This is a genomic window from Neisseria benedictiae (assembly GCF_958267435.1).
GTDB classification, from domain to species: Bacteria; Pseudomonadota; Gammaproteobacteria; order Burkholderiales; family Neisseriaceae; genus Neisseria; species Neisseria bergeri.
The window spans coordinates 133,822-151,146 of the sequence record NZ_CATQFV010000052.1; the positions used below are offsets into that span (position 1 = coordinate 133,822).

The 17,325-nt window shown below is 52.6% G+C and carries 15 protein-coding genes and 2 pseudogenes; 10 read left to right on the forward strand and 7 right to left on the reverse strand.

The window, feature by feature from the left end; genetic code table 11:
- Window positions 1-100: 100 nt before the first annotated feature.
- A pseudogene (locus tag Q3O12_RS05765) lies at window positions 101-208 on the reverse strand (IS5/IS1182 family transposase); the annotation flags it as partial.
- 191 nt (window positions 209-399) lie between these two features.
- Between Q3O12_RS05765 and Q3O12_RS05770 the strand changes: the two are divergent.
- The 5 genes from Q3O12_RS05770 (at window position 400) to Q3O12_RS05790 (ending at window position 6,271) form a co-directional block, all read left to right on the forward strand.
- On the forward strand, window positions 400-1,833 hold the full coding sequence (locus Q3O12_RS05770; protein WP_301669707.1) for an NAD-dependent succinate-semialdehyde dehydrogenase: 1,434 nt from the start codon (window positions 400-402) through the stop codon (window positions 1,831-1,833).
- A gap of 108 nt (window positions 1,834-1,941) precedes the next feature.
- Window positions 1,942-2,727, forward strand: coding sequence for a fimb protein (locus Q3O12_RS05775; protein WP_301669708.1), 786 nt, complete (start codon window positions 1,942-1,944; stop codon window positions 2,725-2,727).
- 108 nt (window positions 2,728-2,835) lie between these two features.
- Window positions 2,836-4,392: a TerC family protein gene (locus Q3O12_RS05780; protein WP_003710595.1), complete on the forward strand. Its 1,557-nt coding sequence runs from the start codon at window positions 2,836-2,838 to the stop codon at window positions 4,390-4,392.
- 13 nt (window positions 4,393-4,405) lie between these two features.
- Complete coding sequence (gene surE, locus Q3O12_RS05785; RefSeq protein ID WP_003710594.1) at window positions 4,406-5,152, forward strand: 5'/3'-nucleotidase SurE; 747 nt, start codon at window positions 4,406-4,408, stop codon at window positions 5,150-5,152.
- 102 nt (window positions 5,153-5,254) lie between these two features.
- Entirely contained in the window at window positions 5,255-6,271 is a 1,017-nt protein-coding gene (locus tag Q3O12_RS05790; RefSeq protein WP_096108509.1) for a peptidoglycan DD-metalloendopeptidase family protein, read from the forward strand.
- Window positions 6,272-6,669: 398 nt separating this feature from the next.
- Here the strand turns inward: Q3O12_RS05790 and Q3O12_RS05795 are convergent, their stop codons facing one another.
- The 4 genes from Q3O12_RS05795 to Q3O12_RS05810 form a co-directional block, all read right to left on the reverse strand.
- Complete coding sequence (locus tag Q3O12_RS05795; RefSeq protein ID WP_301669709.1) at window positions 6,670-7,152, reverse strand: acyl-CoA thioesterase; 483 nt, start codon at window positions 7,150-7,152, stop codon at window positions 6,670-6,672.
- Window positions 7,153-7,304: 152 nt separating this feature from the next.
- On the reverse strand, window positions 7,305-7,466 hold the full coding sequence (locus tag Q3O12_RS05800; protein WP_003714510.1) for a hypothetical protein: 162 nt from the start codon (window positions 7,464-7,466) through the stop codon (window positions 7,305-7,307).
- A gap of 73 nt (window positions 7,467-7,539) precedes the next feature.
- Window positions 7,540-8,001: a recombination regulator RecX gene (gene recX / locus Q3O12_RS05805; RefSeq protein WP_301669710.1), complete on the reverse strand. Its 462-nt coding sequence runs from the start codon at window positions 7,999-8,001 to the stop codon at window positions 7,540-7,542.
- Between the two features lie 56 nt (window positions 8,002-8,057).
- Complete coding sequence (locus Q3O12_RS05810) at window positions 8,058-8,765, reverse strand: phosphoglycolate phosphatase (protein WP_118780429.1); 708 nt, start codon at window positions 8,763-8,765, stop codon at window positions 8,058-8,060.
- A 396-nt stretch (window positions 8,766-9,161) separates the two neighbouring features.
- Between Q3O12_RS05810 and Q3O12_RS05815 the strand changes: the two genes are divergently transcribed.
- On the forward strand, window positions 9,162-10,427 hold the full coding sequence (locus Q3O12_RS05815) for a Glu/Leu/Phe/Val family dehydrogenase (protein ID WP_301669711.1): 1,266 nt from the start codon (window positions 9,162-9,164) through the stop codon (window positions 10,425-10,427).
- Between the two features lie 58 nt (window positions 10,428-10,485).
- Here Q3O12_RS05815 and Q3O12_RS05820 read toward each other — a convergent pair.
- Window positions 10,486-10,671 (reverse strand): annotated as a pseudogene (locus Q3O12_RS05820) (DUF4198 domain-containing protein); the annotation flags it as partial.
- 107 nt (window positions 10,672-10,778) lie between these two features.
- On the opposite strand from Q3O12_RS05820, the gene Q3O12_RS05825 reads away from it, so the two are divergent.
- Window positions 10,779-10,988 carry a tautomerase family protein gene (locus Q3O12_RS05825; RefSeq protein ID WP_002212949.1) on the forward strand — a complete coding sequence of 70 codons (210 nt, stop codon included), beginning with the start codon at window positions 10,779-10,781 and terminating at the stop codon, window positions 10,986-10,988.
- An 89-nt stretch (window positions 10,989-11,077) separates the two neighbouring features.
- Window positions 11,078-12,292: a pyridoxal phosphate-dependent aminotransferase gene (locus tag Q3O12_RS05830; protein WP_301669712.1), complete on the forward strand. Its 1,215-nt coding sequence runs from the start codon at window positions 11,078-11,080 to the stop codon at window positions 12,290-12,292.
- Window positions 12,293-12,378: 86 nt separating this feature from the next.
- On the opposite strand, the gene clpB is transcribed toward Q3O12_RS05830, so the two are convergent.
- On the reverse strand, window positions 12,379-14,958 hold the full coding sequence (clpB, locus tag Q3O12_RS05835; protein ID WP_301669713.1) for an ATP-dependent chaperone ClpB: 2,580 nt from the start codon (window positions 14,956-14,958) through the stop codon (window positions 12,379-12,381).
- A gap of 259 nt (window positions 14,959-15,217) precedes the next feature.
- Here clpB and trpS point away from each other — a divergent pair, with 259 nt between their 5' ends.
- Both trpS and Q3O12_RS05845 read left to right on the forward strand, forming a co-directional pair.
- A complete protein-coding gene (gene trpS, locus Q3O12_RS05840; RefSeq protein ID WP_301669714.1) occupies window positions 15,218-16,228 on the forward strand; it encodes a tryptophan--tRNA ligase in 1,011 nt (336 codons plus the stop codon).
- Between the two features lie 67 nt (window positions 16,229-16,295).
- Complete coding sequence (locus Q3O12_RS05845; protein WP_118792254.1) at window positions 16,296-16,841, forward strand: hypothetical protein; 546 nt, start codon at window positions 16,296-16,298, stop codon at window positions 16,839-16,841.
- Window positions 16,842-17,325 lie beyond the last annotated feature (484 nt).

The following is a 17,325-nucleotide window of genomic DNA, read 5'->3' on the forward strand; positions in this document are numbered from 1 at the left end:
TTTGCCATACTCTACCACACGTTGCAACTGCAATCTTTGTTCCTTATATATTGCACCCCGTCAAAGGGTTGCATTACTTTTCTTTCTAAAGATTACCATTGTATAGCGGATTAAATTTAAACCAGTACGGCGTTGCCTCGCCTTGCCATACTATTTGTACTGCCTGCGGCTTCGTCGCCTTGTCCTGATTTAAATTTAATCCACTATATAAAAAGTATTTTTCTTAAACGACAGGGATTGCACCCACGCCATATTCAGACACCGCCCGGATGTTGCGCTGCCCGATCGGATGCTTCAGACGGCATCGGAAGGGTTTGCGGTTTTGGAATATGAAGATGATAATGTCCGCGAGATTGACGGCATTTGAAAGCGGTTATCCCGCATACCGGAGGACACGAAATGAACGAATATTCCCAATTAATCAAGCATCCCGATATTTCCCTTTCCCCGATTTCAGACGGCATCGGGGTCGGCAATCCGGCGACGGGCGAAATTTTGGCGTATGTCCGCAACACAGGCTCGGACAAGCTGAAAAATCTGATTCAAAAGGCGGCGGCAGCGCAAAAATTATGGGCGGCGAAAACCGCTTTGGAACGCGCCGATATATTGTGGCGTTGGTATTTTTTAGTTCAGGAAAACAAAGAATTACTGGCGCGACTGATGACGATGGAGCAGGGTAAAAGCCTGACCGAGTCGCGCGGCGAAATCGATTATGCGGCTTCGTTTGTGCGCTGGTTTGCCGAAGAGGTGCGGCGGATTGACGGCGATGTGTTGACGAGTGTGAAAGCATCGCAAAAATTGGTTGTGTTGAAACAGCCCGTCGGCGTTACCGCTGCGATTACACCGTGGAACTTCCCGTCCGCAATGATTGCACGCAAGGCCGCGCCTGCTTTGGCGGTGGGCTGCGCGATGATAGTCAAACCCGCATCGCTTACGCCTCTGAGCGCGTATGCGCTGGCCTTGCTGGCTTACGAAGCGGGCGTGCCGCAGGATTTGCTTCCCGTCGTCAGCGGCCGCGCTTCGGAAATCGGCCGTGAATTTGCCACGAATCCGATTATCCGCAAAATCAGCTTCACCGGTTCGACCGAAGTCGGCGCGAAAATTTTTGCCGACAGCGCGGCGGACATTAAAAAACTCAGTTTGGAACTGGGCGGCAACGCGCCGTTTATCGTGTTTGACGATGCCGATTTGGACAAAGCTGTCGAAGGCGCGCTCACCAGCAAGTTCCGCAACAGCGGTCAGACCTGCGTCTGCACCAACCGCGTTTACGCCCAATCCGGCATTTACGACGAATTTTGCCGCAAATTGAGTGAAAAGGCAGCCGCGCTCAAATTGGGTAACGGCTTGGAAGATGGCGTAAACCAAGGGCCGCTGATTGAGGAAAGAGCGGTGGAAAAAGTCGAGCAGCACATCGCCGACGCGCTCTCCAAAGGTGCGGTCTGCCTGACCGGCGGCAAACGCAGCGCGTTGGGCGGAACGTTTTTCGAACCGACCGTCTTAAGCGGCGTAACGGCGCAAATGGCGGTAGCTCGCGAGGAAACCTTCGGACCTTTGTGTCCCGTGTTCTGTTTTGAAACCGAAGCCGAGGTCATCGAGGCTGCCAACGATACGGAATACGGTTTGGCGGCCTACCTTTTTACCGCCGACACCGCCCGCCAATGGCGCGTCGGCGAAGCCTTGGAATACGGTATGGTCGGCATCAATACGGGCTTAATCAGCAATGAAGCGGCACCGTTCGGCGGCGTGAAACGCAGCGGTTTGGGGCGCGAAGGTGGCAAATACGGTGCGGACGAATATCTGGAATTGAAATATTTGTGCATTGATGTCGGGTGAAGGATGCCGTCTGAACGGCAGGTTTTCAGATGGTGCAGCATTTTAAGCAGTCTCTATCTGTTGTACAATGCGCCCTGTTTTTACGGTTATTTTTGATTTGAATAAGATATGATGGAAAACGGAAAAACAGTCCCGAGATGGCGGTTTGCGTTGAAAAATGCGGGCTGGCACCTCTTAATCAGCCTGTCGGTCGCAGGACTGGCGGCATTGCTGGTTTTTAAGGTTTGGTATCCTTATCCTTATGCCGAGCTGACGGGCGGTCTGTCGCTTTATAAGTTAGTGGTGGCGGTAGACATCGTGTGCGGTCCGCTGCTGACGCTGATATTGTCCAGTCCGAAAAAGACAGGCAGGGCGCGAGCCGTGGATTTTTCCCTGACCGGTGCGATCCAGCTTGCCGCGTTGGTGTACGGTTTGCACAGCGTTTCTTTGGCGCGTCCCGTGGTGGAGGCGTTTGAAAAAGACAGGATTAATGTTGTGACCGCCGCCGAAGTGGCGGTTGAAGATTTGCACAAAGCGCCGGAAGGGCTGCAAAGCCTGTCGTGGTTCGGCATCCGCCGCGTCGGGCTGAAAGAGCCGGATACGGCGGACGAACAAAACAAAACCCTGGATTTGTCTATGCAGGGCATAGAGCCGAGTATGCGCCCGGACCGGTGGCTGCCGTATTCCCGCCAAGAGGCGGATAAAATCCGTAAGGCGATGAAGCCGCTGAAAAAATTGGCAGATGCGAGAAAAATCGCCGTTGCCGATATTTTGAAGCAGGCAGATATTTCCGAAGATAAAGACTGGTATTTCCTGCCCTTTACCGGCAGCAGGCAGAAAGATTGGATTGTGGTGCTGGACGCGCAGGGAAATGCCCGGGGCTACGCGCCGATAGACGGCTTTATCGCCGACTGAACCCGATGCCGTCTGAAACCAGCGTTCAGACGGTATCCCTAATATGCCGGACATTGCAAACACAACGGCAGCCTTGCCGCCGCCGTACTGTCGAGGAACACGAAAATTATGGATTTCAGTTGGTTGGCAGAACCGCATACCTGGATAGGTTTTGCCACGCTTTTGGTGTTGGAAGTCGTATTGGGGATAGACAACCTTGTCTTTGTGGCGATTTTGGCAAACAAGGTCCAGCCCGCACGGCGCGACCGCGCACGGATTACCGGGCTGGGGCTGGCAGTCGTCATCCGCATCATTATGCTTGCCTTTATGGCGCACATCATCACGCTGACCGAGCCGCTGTTCCAAATCGGCGGCCTCGCCGTTTCCGGCAAGGACATGATTATGCTCGCGGGCGGTATTTTCCTGCTGTACAAAGCCACCACCGAACTGCACGAACGCCTCGAAGGGCACAACCGGTTTACCGTTGCCGACAGCCGGAAAAAACACGCGCCGTTTTGGGGCGTGGTCGCGCAAATCCTGATACTGGATGCCGTGTTTTCCATCGATTCGGTCATTACCGCCGTGGCGATGGTCGATCACATCGTCGTCGCGATGGGCGCGGTCGTCGTGGCAATGGCAGTGATGATTTCCGCCAGCAAACTCTTGACCGAATTTGTAGACAGGCATCCCACCGTCGTGATGCTCTGCCTTGGTTTTTTGTTGATGATCGGTTTCAGCCTGATTGCCGAAGCCTTCCATTTCCATATTCCCAAAGGCTATCTCTACGCCGCCATCGGCTTCTCGATTTTAATCGAACTGTTTAACCAGATTTCCCAGCGCAACAGCCGCAAAAACGACTACATCGGCAGCTCGTGGCGCAAGCGCACCGCCGAAAACGTCTTGGGTATGATGGGCATACGCGAAAGCGTGCTTGCCGACGCGGGCGGCGAATCCGGGGACGACGCGCATTTTGAAGAAAACGAAAAATCGATGATACGCAGCGTATTGACGCTTGCCGAGCGTCCGATTATGGGGGTGATGATCCCCCGCCGCGACATCGAACGGCTGGACATTTCCCAAAGCCGTGAAGAACAGTATGCCCAACTGCAAAACACGCCTTACAGCCGCCTGCTCGTTGTCGGAAAGGCGGGCGTGGACGAACCTTTGGGCTACATCAACAAGAAAGACCTGCTCGCCCAACTGCTGGAAACAGGCGGTCTCGACATTCAGACGGCATTGCGCCAGCCGCTCGTTTTGCCCGATAGTACCACCGCGCTGGGGGCAATCGAGCTCTTCCGCCAAAGCAGCGCGGATTACGCTTTGGTGGTGGACGAGTTCGGCGCGGTGTTGGGTATGGTAACGATGAAAGACCTGTTGGAAGCCATTGCCGGCGACTTTCCCGAAGAATTCGAGCGCGAAGAAGAACCCGCCGTTCAGGGGAATCCCGATGAAAGCCTGACGGTGGAAGGCGCGTTGGAATATGTGGAGCTGGCATCCCAACTCAATCTGCCGCAACAGGAGGAAGATACCGATTTCCATACCGTTGCCGGGCTGATTATGGAAGAATTGCAAACCATCCCCGATGTCGGCGATTTTGCCGATTTTCACGGTTGGCGGTTTGAAGTGCTCGAAAAAGAAGGGCAGCGCATCGAACGGGTCAGGATTACCAGACTGTCCGAAGAATAAGGTGGGATACGGAATGAATGTTTTGATTTCCAACGACGACGGCTACCTCTCCGAAGGCATCGCCGTTTTGGCGCGCGTTACGGCGGAATTTGCCAACGTCAGGGTGGTTGCGCCCGAACGCGACAGGAGCGGGGTCAGCAATTCGCTGACGCTGGAACGCCCTTTGCAGTTGAAACAGGCGCAAAACGGGTTCTACTATGTCAACGGCACGCCGACCGACTGTATCCACATCGGGCAGTCTGTATTTTCGGATTTTCAGGCCGATTTTGTCTTTTCGGGCATTAACCGGGGCGCGAATATGGGGGACGACACGCTTTATTCGGGGACGGTTGCGGCGGCAACCGAAGCCTACCTTATGGGCATACCCGCCGTGGCGTTTTCCTTAAACGACGCTTCCGGACGCTATTGGGCAACCGCAGAAAAGGCACTGTGGACATTGTTGGCGCATTTTTTCAAAACCCCCCCGCAGTCCCCCATTTTGTGGAACATCAATATCCCCGCCGTCGCGCAGGAAGATGTGCGGGGCATTAAAATCGCCCGTTTGGGCAGGAGGCATCACGGTCAGAACGTCATTCCGGCGCGCAATCCGCGCGGCGAACAGATTTATTGGATAGGGCCGGTCGGCGAAGTTTCCGATCGGGAAGAGGGGACGGATTTCGGTGAATGCGGAGCAGGTTTCATTACCGTAACGCCGCTGCAAATCGACCTGACCGCCTATCCGGACATGGCGGAAACGGCGGCGTTCTGGCATACGGACTGACCGTTTTATCAAATACCGTCGGGCTTTGCGCTTGAGAAGAACGCGCATTTTTATTATGATATGCCGCATTCAGGCTATATATCGGAACATGAAGGTTATCTTATGTTGAAACAAACGACACTTTTGGCAGCTTGTACCGCCGTTGCCGCTCTGTTGGGCGGTTGCGCCACCCAACAGCCTGCTCCTGTCATTGCAGGCAATTCAGGTATGCAGGACGCGCCGTCTTCGGCAGTTTACAACAACCCCTATGGCGCAACGCCGTACAATGCCGCTCCTGCCGCCAACGATGCGCCGTATGTGCCGCCCGTGCAAACTGCGCCGGTTTACACGCCTCCTGCTTATGTTCCGCCGCCTGCACCTGCCGTTTCGGGTACATATGTTCCTTCTTACGCGCCCGTCGACATCAATGCGGCGACGCATACCGTTGTGCGCGGCGACACGGTGTACAACATTTCCAAACGCTACCATATCTCTCAAGATGATTTCCGTGCGTGGAACGGTATGGCCGATAATACGTTGAGCATCGGTCAGATCGTGAAGGTCAAGCCGGCAGGATATGCCGCACCGAAAACCGCAGCCGTAGAAAGCAGGCCCGCCGTGCCGGTATCCGTACCAACCCCTGTGAAACCCGCCGCGCAACCGCCCGTGCAGTCCGCGCCGCAACCTGCCGCGCCCGTTGTAGAAAATAAAGCGGTTCCTGCCCCCGCGCCTGCCCCGCAATCTCCTGCCGTTTCGTCATCCGGCACGCGTACGGTTGCCGGCATTGTTTGGCAGCGTCCGACGACGGGCAAAGTGATTGCCGATTTCGGCGGCGGCAACAAGGGTGTCGATATTGCGGGAAATGCGGGACAACCCGTTTTGGCGGCGGCTGACGGCAAAGTGGTTTATGCCGGCTCCGGTTTGAGGGGGTATGGCAACCTGGTCATCATCCAGCATAATTCTTCCTTCCTGACCGCATACGGGCACAACCAAAAATTGCTGGTCGGCGAGGGCCAGCAGGTCAAACGCGGGCAGCAGGTCGCTTTGATGGGCAATACCGATGCTTCCAGAACGCAGCTTCATTTCGAGGTGCGGCAAAACGGCAAACCGGTTAACCCGAACAGCTATATCGCGTTCTGACTTTCTGCCTGAAATCAAGTTGGAAATGCCGTCTGAAAGGTCTTCAGACGGCATTTTTGTTTTTGGCGGCTGTGTTTTCAAATCATTCAGAAGGGATAAGGCGTATAAATTTGTTTGACTGTGTTTGGGTATCCGCTTGATTTCATCCGTTTGCAATGGAAAAGCCGCTTATTTCTGTTCGGGGGGCGGCTTTATCGGATAAAAGGCATTTTGTCCGATTGATTAGGGCTGCATCAAGGGAATATGAAAACACAGCCGTTTATTTTCACAGCTGTGTTTCAAAACGGCGTTGAAAAACGGATGGGTCGGAATCAGACGATTTTGCTTCAATAAATCAAACCATTATGCCGAATGTTGGAACAATGCTTGTCCGGTATTGCAGACGGCATAGTCCGCCGTCAGCAGCTGCAGGACACGTCTCCGGAGGCTTGCAGGCTGATGTCTCTGCGTTTTTTGGCTTTTTCGTAGCGGCAGCGTTGGCGGTCGGTCAGGATTTCCAGCGGGGGAACGGGGACGGGTTTGCCGTCTTTGACCGCAACCATCGTGAAGTAGCAGCTGTTGGTATGGCGGATTTCGCCGGTGCGGATGTTTTGTGCTTCGACACGGATGCCGATTTCCATCGAGGTGCGTCCCGTATAGTTGACAGCGGCGTAAAAGGTAACCAAATCGCCGATGTGGATGGGTTCTTTAAACAGGACTTTGTCAACCGACAGGGTAACGCAATAATTGCCGCTGTAACGGCTGGCGCAGGAATAGGCGACTTGGTCGAGCAGGAGCAGGAGTTCGCCGCCGTGTACGTTGCCGCTGAAATTGGCGGTGTCCGGCATCATCAGTTCGGACATAATGAGTTCGTGGGAAGGCAGTTGGCGTTGTTGTGTCATAGTGTACCTGTTTTAAGAAAGGGTGTTTTGAAATGGGTGCGCGAAAATTTTAGGGAATGGGGAAGTGGAATTCAAGCTAAAAAAAGCTATGGAGGGATAGCCTGCAGAAATGGGCCGCCGATGCCGTCTGAAGCCTTCAGACGGCATTTTGTTTAGGAAAGCCAAAAACGGAAGACCAGGAAAAACACGAGTGCCAGCACGCCCGCCCAGACGACGAGCATGAATCCGGCAACCGCCCGGCCCATACGGTAAACCGGGTTTTTGCGTTCGTCTTCAAGGAGCGGGTTGTGATTTTTTTCGGGTTGTTCGGACATTTTGTTCTCAATCGGAAAAGTTGGAAATGGGCGTAAGGTTACGTTGCCGTGCAAAAAGATTCAAGGATTCAGTTCAGCAGTCTTCCTCCCAGCCGTCATCCCAAGCGCGTTTCAATGCCGTCTGAACGGTATCGGCATCAAAACCGCGATAGGCGAGGAAGCGTGCCTGTTTTTGTTTTTCTTTAAGGTCGGTGGCGGGCTGTTTGAATTTTTTACGCAACACGTCCATGGCGGTCTGTTTTTCGCTCGACCTGTCCGGAAGCAGCTTGTAGCTTGTCTCTTCATCTATGCCCTGTTGCGCCAAAGCCTGTTTCAGCCTCAATAAACCGTGTTTGCGGCTTTTGCTGCGGATATAGGCTTCGGCATAGCGCAAATCCGACTGCCAGTTGCGTTCGGCAAATTCGTTTAACACGTTTTCCAACTCCTCTTCGCTTTCGGCGTGCGGTGCAAGTTTGCGCTTCAGACCGAGGCGGCTGACTTCTTGGCGCGAGAGGATGTCCATCGCGCGGGCGCGTAGGGATTTTTGCGGTTTCATGGCGGCGGTTTCGGCGTGGGGCAGGTTTCAGACGGCATAGCGTGCCGTCCGAATGCCTACTCTTCTTTATTTTTCTGCGGTTGCAGGTTTTCGTAAATTTCGGGCAGCGAGCCGATAATCCAGTCGGGGCGGGTCGCATCGTCTTGCGAGAGCAGCGTCATATCGCCGTAACCGAAGGTAACGCCGACGCTCAGGCAGCCGGCGGCTTTGGCGGCGATGATGTCGTTGCGCGAGTCGCCGACCATAATCATATTGGCGGCATCGATGCCTAACACTTCGGCGGCGTGCTGCAGCGGCAGGGGGCTGGGTTTTTTCTCGGGCAGGCTGTCGCCGCCGAGTATCAGGCTGAAGTAGTCGGCAAGTCCGAGCTGTTTCAACAGTTCGACGGCAAGGATTTCGTTTTTGTTGGTAATGACTGCCAGCGGGATGCCCAAAGATTTGAGCAATGCCAGCCCGGCTGCGGTTTCGGGATAGGGGCGGGTGAAGACGCTCAAATGGTCGCGGTAGTATTTCATATAGGATACGAAACCTTTTTCCCACAGTTCGGAATCGGCTTCGCGGTCGCGGTCGTTGGTGAGGACGCGGTGAACCAGTTTGCCGATGCCGTCGCCCACATAGCTTTCGACCACTTTGGCGGGCAGCGGTTTCATACCGAGTTGTTCCAACATCGCTTCTGCGGCGGCGGCAAGGTCGGGGACGGAATCGCACAGTGTGCCGTCCAAATCGAAGGCGACGGCTTGGACGTGTTCGATGGCTGCATTCATAATCCGGTTTCCTGTCGGGTTGAAAGGGTTTATTTTAACATCGTTTGCACAGGGCTTCTAATGTATGGATTGTTAACAATCGCAACAGGTTTTGCCGGCGGTGTTTCCGGATTTCGGAACGGAGTCGGGAAGGGTGTGCAAATCCCGGCGGCGTTCCAATTAAATTTTTAAAAAATAAAAGGATTCTTATATCTTTATTTAATTGGACATTTGCTTTTTGGATATGTGTTCCGCTTTTTTCAGACGGATTCCGTGCGGCTTGAAAAATAAAATCATATATAGATTAATCAAATCGGGCTTATGCCGACTACACGCTATTACATTTTGTCGGGAAATTGGTTATAGTAATGAGCGGAATGCACGCCCCTGAAAATCTTTTTGTGAAAAGGAAGCAAAATGTCTGAAGCCCTTGCAAAAGAAACCCTCAATCCGTTTGAAATCGCGCGAAAACAGGTCAAAACCGCCTGCGACCAGCTGAAAACCGATCCGGCCGTTTATGAAATCCTGAAGAGTCCGACCCGCGTGTTGGAAGTCAATTTCCCCGTCAAACTCGACGACGGCACAGTCAAAACCTTCACGGGCTACCGTTCGCAACACAACAACGCCGTCGGCCCCTATAAAGGCGGCGTGCGCTTCCATCCCGGTGTGAATCTGGACGAAGTCAAAGCCCTGTCGATTTGGATGACCATCAAATGCTGCGTGGCCGGTATTCCTTACGGCGGCGGCAAAGGCGGCGTTACCTTGGATCCACGCGATTATTCCGAAGCGGAACTGGAACGCATCGCACGCGCTTATTCCGAAGCCATTTCTCCGTTGATCGGCGAAAAAATCGATATTCCCGCACCTGATGTGAACACCAACGGCAAAATCATGTCTTGGATGGTGGATGCCTATGAAAACGTGGTGAAACATTCTGCACCGGGCGTATTTACCGGCAAACCGGTTGAGTTCGGCGGCTCTTTGGCGCGTACCGAAGCCACCGGTTACGGCGTGAACTTCGCCGCCGTCCAAGCTTTGGAAAAACTGGGGAAAGACGTGAAAGGTGCCACTTACGCCATTCAAGGTTTCGGCAATGTCGGTTATCACACCGGTTACTATGCACACAAAGCCGGCGCGAAAGTCGTTGCCGTATCTACTGTTGACGTTGCCATCTACAATGAAAATGGCTTGGATATGGAAGCCCTGTTTAAAGAGTTCCAAGAAAAAGGCTTCATCACCAACGAAGCCGGTTACGGCAAAGAAATTACCAACGCCGAACTTTTGGCTTTGGATGTGGACGTACTCGCCCCTTGCGCGTTGGAAAACCAACTGACTTCCGAAAACGCCGGTAAAGTCCGCGCGAAAATCGTGGTTGAAGGCGCAAACGGCCCGACTACGCCCGAAGCCGACGTTATCCTGCGTCAAAACGGCGTATTGGTCGTGCCCGATATTTTAGCAAACTGCGGCGGCGTGGTCGTTTCCTATTTCGAGTGGGTGCAAAACCTGCAAGGCTATTATTGGGAATTTGACGAAGTTCAGGAAAAAGAAACCGTCGTCCTGCGCCGCGCGTTCCGCGATATTTGGAACTTGGCGCAAGAGTATGATGTCGATTTGCGAACCGCGTCTTATATGATGAGTATCCGCCGTGTTGAAAAAGCGATGAAGCTGCGCGGCTGGTATTGATATTTGAACAAAAAAATGCCGTCTGAAGCCTTCAGACGGCATTTTTGTGCGGGCGGGATTAATGGTGAGAATGGCCGATTTGGAAGGTTAAAGTTGAGTAGTTCGCCTGTTTTTGGCACACGCTTTGATCGGGGAAGTCGGCTTTGTGTTCGACACTGGCTTTCCAGAAGCCTTGGCGCAAGGGGATGATGTCCACTTCGCCTTTGCCGTCGGTGGTGTCGGAGAAAGCCTGTGCTTCGGTGCTGATAAATAAATTATTGTCTGATATATGGTTTTTGAGAAATTAAAAAGCCGGTTGGGTGTAACGGGCTTGTCTGATAAGATGGCAAAATTTTTGAATGGAGAGAAAAGATGCCCTATGTCAATATTAAAGTAACCGGTGGTAAGGAAGCGCCGACTGCCGCGCAAAAAGCGGAATTGATCGGCGGCGTAACCGAATTGCTGGCACGCGTGCTGGGCAAAAATCCCGAAACAACGGTTGTCGTGATTGACGAAGTGGATACCGATAACTGGGGCATAGGCGGCAAAAGTGTCAGCGAACGGCGCAAAGAGGGCAGGTGAAAAGCCTGAAAAACCCTGCCCTGATGCTTTAAATTCCGCGTGAAAAAGAGTACATTCCCACCCATTGCCCAAAATTTACGGAACACATTATGGATAAGTTTCCCAAGTCTGCAAAGCTCGACCACGTCTGCTACGACATACGCGGGCCGGTTCACAAAAAAGCCCTTCAGTTGGAAGAGGAGGGCAATAAAATCCTTAAACTCAATATCGGCAACCCTGCGCCGTTCGGCTTTGAAGCCCCTGATGAAATCTTGGTCGATGTCATCCGCAACCTGCCGACTTCGCAAGGCTATTGCGATTCCAAAGGGTTGTATTCCGCCCGTAAAGCCATTGTTCACTACTATCAGACCAAAGGTTTGCGCGATATTACGGTAAACGATGTCTATATCGGCAACGGCGTGTCCGAGCTGATTACGATGTCTATGCAGGCGTTGCTCAACGACGGCGACGAAATCCTGATTCCCGCGCCCGACTACCCTTTGTGGACGGCGGCGGCAACGCTTGCGGGCGGTACGGTACGCCATTATCTGTGCGACGAAGAAAACGGCTGGTTTACCAACCTTGCCGATATGGAAGCCAAAATCACGCCCAAAACCAAAGCCATCGTCGTCATCAACCCCAATAATCCGACAGGAGCGGTGTACAGCCTGGAAATTCTGCTCGAAATCGCCGAACTGGCGCGCAAGCATGGTTTGATTATTTTCGCCGACGAGATTTACGACAAAATCCTTTATGACGGCGCGGTTCACCACCACATCGCCGCGCTTGCCCCCGACCTTTTGACGGTAACGTTCAACGGTTTGTCCAAAGCCTACCGCGTTGCCGGATTCCGCCAAGGCTGGATGGTGCTCAACGGGCCGAAACATCATGCAAAAGGTTATATCGAGGGTTTGGATATGCTCTCGTCCATGCGCCTGTGTGCCAATACGCCGATGCAGCACGCGATTCAGACGGCATTGGGCGGTTATCAGAGCATTAACGAATTCATTTTGCCCGGCGGACGGCTTTTGGAACAGCGTAACAGGGCGTGGGAATTGGTCAGCCAAATCCCCGGCGTGTCCTGCGTCAAACCGATGGGCGCGATGTATATGTTCCCGAAAATCGATACCGAAATGTACCGTATCCACGATGATATGAAATTCGTTTACGATTTGCTGGTGCGCGAAAAAGTCCTGCTGGTGCAGGGAACGGGGTTTAATTGGATTAAACCCGACCATTTCCGCATTGTTACGCTGCCTTACGTCCATCAGATTGAAGAGGCGGTGGGCAGGCTGGCAAGATTCCTGCAAACCTACCGCCAATAAGGGGACGGGCTGTCTGCCGAGGATATAAAATGCCGTCTGAAACGGGAATCTCCGTTTCAGACGGCATTTTCAACAGCAGGAACGAATCAGGCAAATTTCAGTCTGTCGCCGTCGGCTTCCACCCTGATTTCGCTTTCGGGCGCATAGTTTCCGGCCAGCAGGGCTTTTGCCAGCGGGTTTTCGATTTCCGATTGGATCGCGCGTTTGAGCGGACGTGCGCCGTAAATCGGGTCGAAACCGGCTTTGGCGATGATGTCCAGAGCGGCATCGGAAACAGCCAGGCGCAGGTTTTGTTTTTCCAAACGTTTTTCCAAACCTTTGAGCTGGATTTTGGCAATGCTGCGGATATTGGCTTGATCCAAACCGTGGAACACGACCACTTCGTCGATACGGTTGATCATTTCGGGACGGAAATGTTCTTTCACATCCTCCATCACAACTTCTTTTACCGCTTCGTAGTCCTGAGTTCCCATTTGTTGGATGTGCTGGCTGCCGATATTGGAAGTCATCACAATCACGGTGTTTTTAAAATCCACCGTCCTGCCTTGCCCGTCGGTCAAACGGCCGTCATCCAATACTTGCAGCAGGATGTTGAACATGTCGGGATGGGCTTTTTCCACTTCGTCCAAAAGAATCACGCTGTACGGTTTGCGGCGGACTTGTTCGGTCAGGTAGCCGCCTTCTTCGTAGCCGACATAGCCCGGAGGCGCGCCGATGAGGCGGGCAACGGCGTGTTTTTCCATATATTCGGACATATCGATGCGGATGAGATGGTCTTCGCTGTCAAACAGGAAGCCTGCCAAGGCTTTGCACAACTCGGTTTTACCTACGCCGGTCGGTCCTAAGAACAGGAAGCTACCGTAAGGTTTGTTCGGATCGGACAAACCGGAACGGCTGCGGCGGATGGCATCGGACACGGCGCGCACGGCTTCGTCTTGACCGACCACGCGGCGGTGCAATACTTCTTCCATTTTCAACAATTTATCGCGTTCGCCTTCCATCATTTTGGACACAGGAATGCCAGTCATACGGGAAACCACCTCTGCGATTTCCTCAGCACCGACATTATTACGCAAGAGTCTGTTTGCCGGTTTTGTGCCGTCCGTATCTTCCCGTTCGGCGGCTGCACGCTGTTTTTCCAAATGTTCCAAATCTTCATACATCAATTTTGAAGCCAGTGCTAAATCGCCTTGCCGTTTTGCCTGTTCGATTTTAATTTTGACTTCGTCAATTTGTTTCTTAATATTGGCGACACCGTCTGAAATCGCTTTTTCGGCTTTCCTGATTTCTTCCAAATCGGCGTATTCTTTTTCCAGACCGTCGATTTCTTCGTCTATCAGCTCCAAACGTTTTTTGCTGGCATCGTCTTTTTCTTTTTCAACGTGTGCCTTTTCCATCCGTAATTGAATCAAACGGCGGTCGATTTTGTCCATCGCTTCCGGCTTGGTTTCTTTTTCCATCTTGACACGGCTGGCGGCTTCATCAATCAAATCAATCGCTTTGTCGGGTAGGAAGCGGTCGGTAATGTAGCGGTCGCTCAATTCTGCTGCGGCAACAATGGCGGGGTCGGTAATATCGATGCCGTGGTGGATTTCATAACGCTCTTGCAAACCGCGCAAAATAGCGATGGTGTCTTCCACGCTGGGTTCTCCGACCAATACTTTTTGGAAGCGGCGTTCGAGTGCCGCATCTTTTTCGATGTATTGGCGGTATTCGTCCAAAGTGGTCGCGCCGATGCAGTGCAGTTCGCCGCGTGCCAAAGCCGGTTTCAGCATATTGCCCGCATCCATCGCGCCGTCGGTTTTACCCGCGCCGACCAAAGTATGGATTTCGTCAATGAAAATCAGAGTGTTGCCGTCGTCTTTAGCCAAGTCGTTCAACACGCCTTTCAAGCGTTCTTCAAATTCGCCGCGGTATTTCGCGCCGGCAATCAATGCCGCCAAATCCAAAACCAGCAAACGTTTATTGCGCAGGGATTCGGGCACTTCGCCGTTGACGATGCGTTGCGCCAATCCTTCGACGATAGCGGTTTTACCCACACCAGGCTCGCCAATCAGCACAGGGTTATTTTTAGTACGACGTTGCAATACCTGAATCGCGCGGCGGATTTCGTCGTCGCGGCCGATAACAGGGTCGAGTTTGCCGTCGCGGGCGCGCTGGGTTAAGTCAAGTGTGTATTTTTTCAGCGCATCGCGTTGGTCTTCGGCATTGGCATCGTTCACGTTTTGTCCTCCTCGTACCGCGTCAATCGCAGCATTAATGTTTTGTTCGGTCGCGCCGGCTTCTTTCAGGATTTTGCCGGTCGCATCGTTCTGTTGTACCAAGGCGAGCAGGAAAAGTTCGCTGGCGATATAGGCATCGCCGCGTTTGGTTGCGGCTTTGTCCATCAGGTTCAACACCGCCTGCAATTCACGGCTGGGCATAATGTCGCCGCCCTGGCCGGACACTTTCGGCAGGCTGCTTAAATGTTGTTGCAAACGCTGTTTCACCTGTGGCACGTTCACGCCCGCATGAGCCAAGAGCGCGGCGGCTCCGCTGTTTTGGTCGTCAAGCAGGGCTTTCAGCACGAAGCCCGCTTCCAGATAGCTGCTGTCCGCAGCCAACGCCAAACTCTGAGCTTCTGCAAGGGCTTGTTGGAATTTGGCGGTTAATTTGTCGTATCGCATTTTCTTTTCCTTTTGGAAACGTCCATTGTTGAAACCTATATGTGCATGACTGTGGATAACTCAAGTGCTGTTTTCTGTTTTTCTATATTTAATTCTATATATTATTGAATTTAAAGAATATAAAAATGCATAATAATGTGTATAACTATAGCTTCTTAATATGGAAAAGTCTGTTGTCGGCTGGATGTATGTGGCAAATCGGGTATAATCGCCACATTCTTTTCCCTTTCAGACGGCATTGATGCCGTAAGGACATTTTATGAGCAAAAAACGAGTTCTGACCGGCGTAACCACTACCGGCATCCCGCATCTGGGCAACTACGTCGGTGCTATCCGCCCCGCCGTCCGTGCGGCGCAAAACCCCGATACCGAATCCTTTCTCTTTCTCGCCGATTACCACGGCATTATCAAATGCCACGAACCGGAGATGATTCACCAATCCACCCAAGCCGTTGCCGCCACTTGGCTTGCCTGCGGACTCGACCCCGAGCGCACCACCTTCTACCGCCAAAGCGACATTCCCGAAGTGATGGAATTGAACTGGATTCTGACCTGCATTACCGCCAAAGGCCTGATGAACCGCGCCCACGCCTACAAAGCCGCCGTGCAGGCAAATGCAGAAAACGGGCAGGAAGACCCCGATTTCGGCGTGGAAATGGGTTTGTTCAGTTATCCGATTCTGATGACTGCCGACATCCTCATGTTCAACGCCAACGAAGTCCCCGTCGGACGCGACCAAATCCAACATGTCGAAATGGCGCGCGACATTGCCGGACGCTTCAACCACCGTTTCCAAGAACTCTTCACCCTGCCCGAAGTGAAAATCGACGAAAACGTCGAACTCTTGGTCGGCTTGGACGGACGCAAAATGTCCAAATCCTACGGCAACACCATTCCGCTTTGGGAAAACGACAAGAAAACCCAAAAATCGGTCAACAAAATCATCACCAACATGAAAGAGCCAGGCGAGCCGAAACAGCCTGACGAAAGCCCCTTGTTTGAAATCTACAAGGCCTTCTCCATGCCGTCTGAAACAGCAGCGTTCACACAAATGCTTGCCGACGGCCTGGCTTGGGGCGAAGCCAAAAAACTCTTGGCTGCCAGAATCAACGCCGAGCTGGCAGAACCGCGCGAACGCTACAACGAGCTGACCGCCAATCCTTCGCAAATCGAAGACATTTTGCAGGCAGGCGCGGCCAAAGCGCGCAAAGAAGCGCGCGAATTATTGGACAAAGTACGCGATGCGGTCGGTATCCGTCCTTTGAAATAAACCCATGCCGTCTGAACATCCATTGTCCGTGTTTCAGACGGCATTTTGAAACCATCAGGAGTGTGGAATGCTTAAAACATCTTTTGTCGTGTTAAGCGGCTGCCTGCTGCTTGCCGCCTGCGGTAAATCCGAAAATACGGCGGAACAGCCGCAAAATGCAGTGCAGGGTGCGCCGAAACCGGTTTTCAAAGTCAAATATATCGACAATACGGCGATTGCTGGCTTGGCTCTGGGCGGGGTGCAAGAAGGAAAAACGGCTGAAGGCAAAAAACAGCTGACTTATCCGATTGAGGGCTTGTCGGAACAGAATGTGTTGCAACTGATCGGCAAGCATCCCAACGACTTGGAAGTCATCAGCGGCAAATGCATGGAAACCGACGATAAGGGCGGTCCGGCAGGTTGGTCGGCAAACGGCGTGTGTCATACCTTGTTTGCCAAACTGGTGGGCAATATCGCCGAAGACGGCGGCAAACTGACGGATTACCTGGTCTTGCATGCCGCACTGCAACCCTATCAGGCAGGCAAAAGCGGATATGCCGCCGTGCAGAACGGACGCTATGTGCTGGAAATCGACAGTGAGGGGATGTTTTATTTCCGCCGCCGCCATTATTGAGGTATTCAAAAATCCCATAATGCATTTGAGTTTTCCAAGCTCTTTCAGGAAAGTGGCTGCAACAAGTTTTCTGTTCTGATGGAGACGGTCGGAGAATTGTTTGCAGAAATAGGGGATTTAGGTGCTCCGTATGTATTGTGATTCTGATGTAAGAATGAGTGAATCGGTACCGATCATCTTTACAAAAAAGCGGCAGCCATCCGGTTGCCGCTTTATCTATGCCTTAAGTCCTGCTCTGCTTTGACGGGAGTCTGCACCATGCACGCGGGTTATGAAAAGACTTGCTTGGTCTTATTCGGGTCGGCTGAATTTGCCGCGCATAATCGGCCACTTTGCCGACGCCATCGGCCAGTTGGTAGGCTTGGGCACCGGCGGCTAGACCCTGCAGGGCGCGGGTGCGGTCGTCGGCTTTGCTTTAAGATTAATTAATTTTTAATATTTTTAATATTAATGCAATTATCCCAAGTAAAATAGGAACTATTAT

Bases quoted from the DNA above. Each gene is read 5' to 3' on its own strand.
- clpB (WP_301669713.1), bottom strand. From the start codon at position 14,958: ATGCGATACGACAAATTAACCGCCAAATTCCAACAAGCCCTTGCAGAA.
- Q3O12_RS05815 (WP_301669711.1), top strand. From the start codon at position 9,162: ATGTCTGAAGCCCTTGCAAAAGAAACCCTCAATCCGTTTGAAATCGCG.
- Q3O12_RS05795 (WP_301669709.1), bottom strand. From the start codon at position 7,152: ATGACACAACAACGCCAACTGCCTTCCCACGAACTCATTATGTCCGAA.
- Q3O12_RS05775 (WP_301669708.1), top strand. From the start codon at position 1,942: ATGATGGAAAACGGAAAAACAGTCCCGAGATGGCGGTTTGCGTTGAAA.
- Q3O12_RS05780 (WP_003710595.1), top strand. From the start codon at position 2,836: ATGGATTTCAGTTGGTTGGCAGAACCGCATACCTGGATAGGTTTTGCC.
- Q3O12_RS05825 (WP_002212949.1), top strand. From the start codon at position 10,779: ATGCCCTATGTCAATATTAAAGTAACCGGTGGTAAGGAAGCGCCGACT.
- Q3O12_RS05845 (WP_118792254.1), top strand. From the start codon at position 16,296: ATGCTTAAAACATCTTTTGTCGTGTTAAGCGGCTGCCTGCTGCTTGCC.
- trpS (WP_301669714.1), top strand. From the start codon at position 15,218: ATGAGCAAAAAACGAGTTCTGACCGGCGTAACCACTACCGGCATCCCG.
- Q3O12_RS05770 (WP_301669707.1), top strand. From the start codon at position 400: ATGAACGAATATTCCCAATTAATCAAGCATCCCGATATTTCCCTTTCC.
- Q3O12_RS05800 (WP_003714510.1), bottom strand. From the start codon at position 7,466: ATGTCCGAACAACCCGAAAAAAATCACAACCCGCTCCTTGAAGACGAA.
- recX (WP_301669710.1), bottom strand. From the start codon at position 8,001: ATGAAACCGCAAAAATCCCTACGCGCCCGCGCGATGGACATCCTCTCG.
- Q3O12_RS05810 (WP_118780429.1), bottom strand. From the start codon at position 8,765: ATGAATGCAGCCATCGAACACGTCCAAGCCGTCGCCTTCGATTTGGAC.
- surE (WP_003710594.1), top strand. From the start codon at position 4,406: ATGAATGTTTTGATTTCCAACGACGACGGCTACCTCTCCGAAGGCATC.
- Q3O12_RS05830 (WP_301669712.1), top strand. From the start codon at position 11,078: ATGGATAAGTTTCCCAAGTCTGCAAAGCTCGACCACGTCTGCTACGAC.
- Q3O12_RS05790 (WP_096108509.1), top strand. From the start codon at position 5,255: ATGTTGAAACAAACGACACTTTTGGCAGCTTGTACCGCCGTTGCCGCT.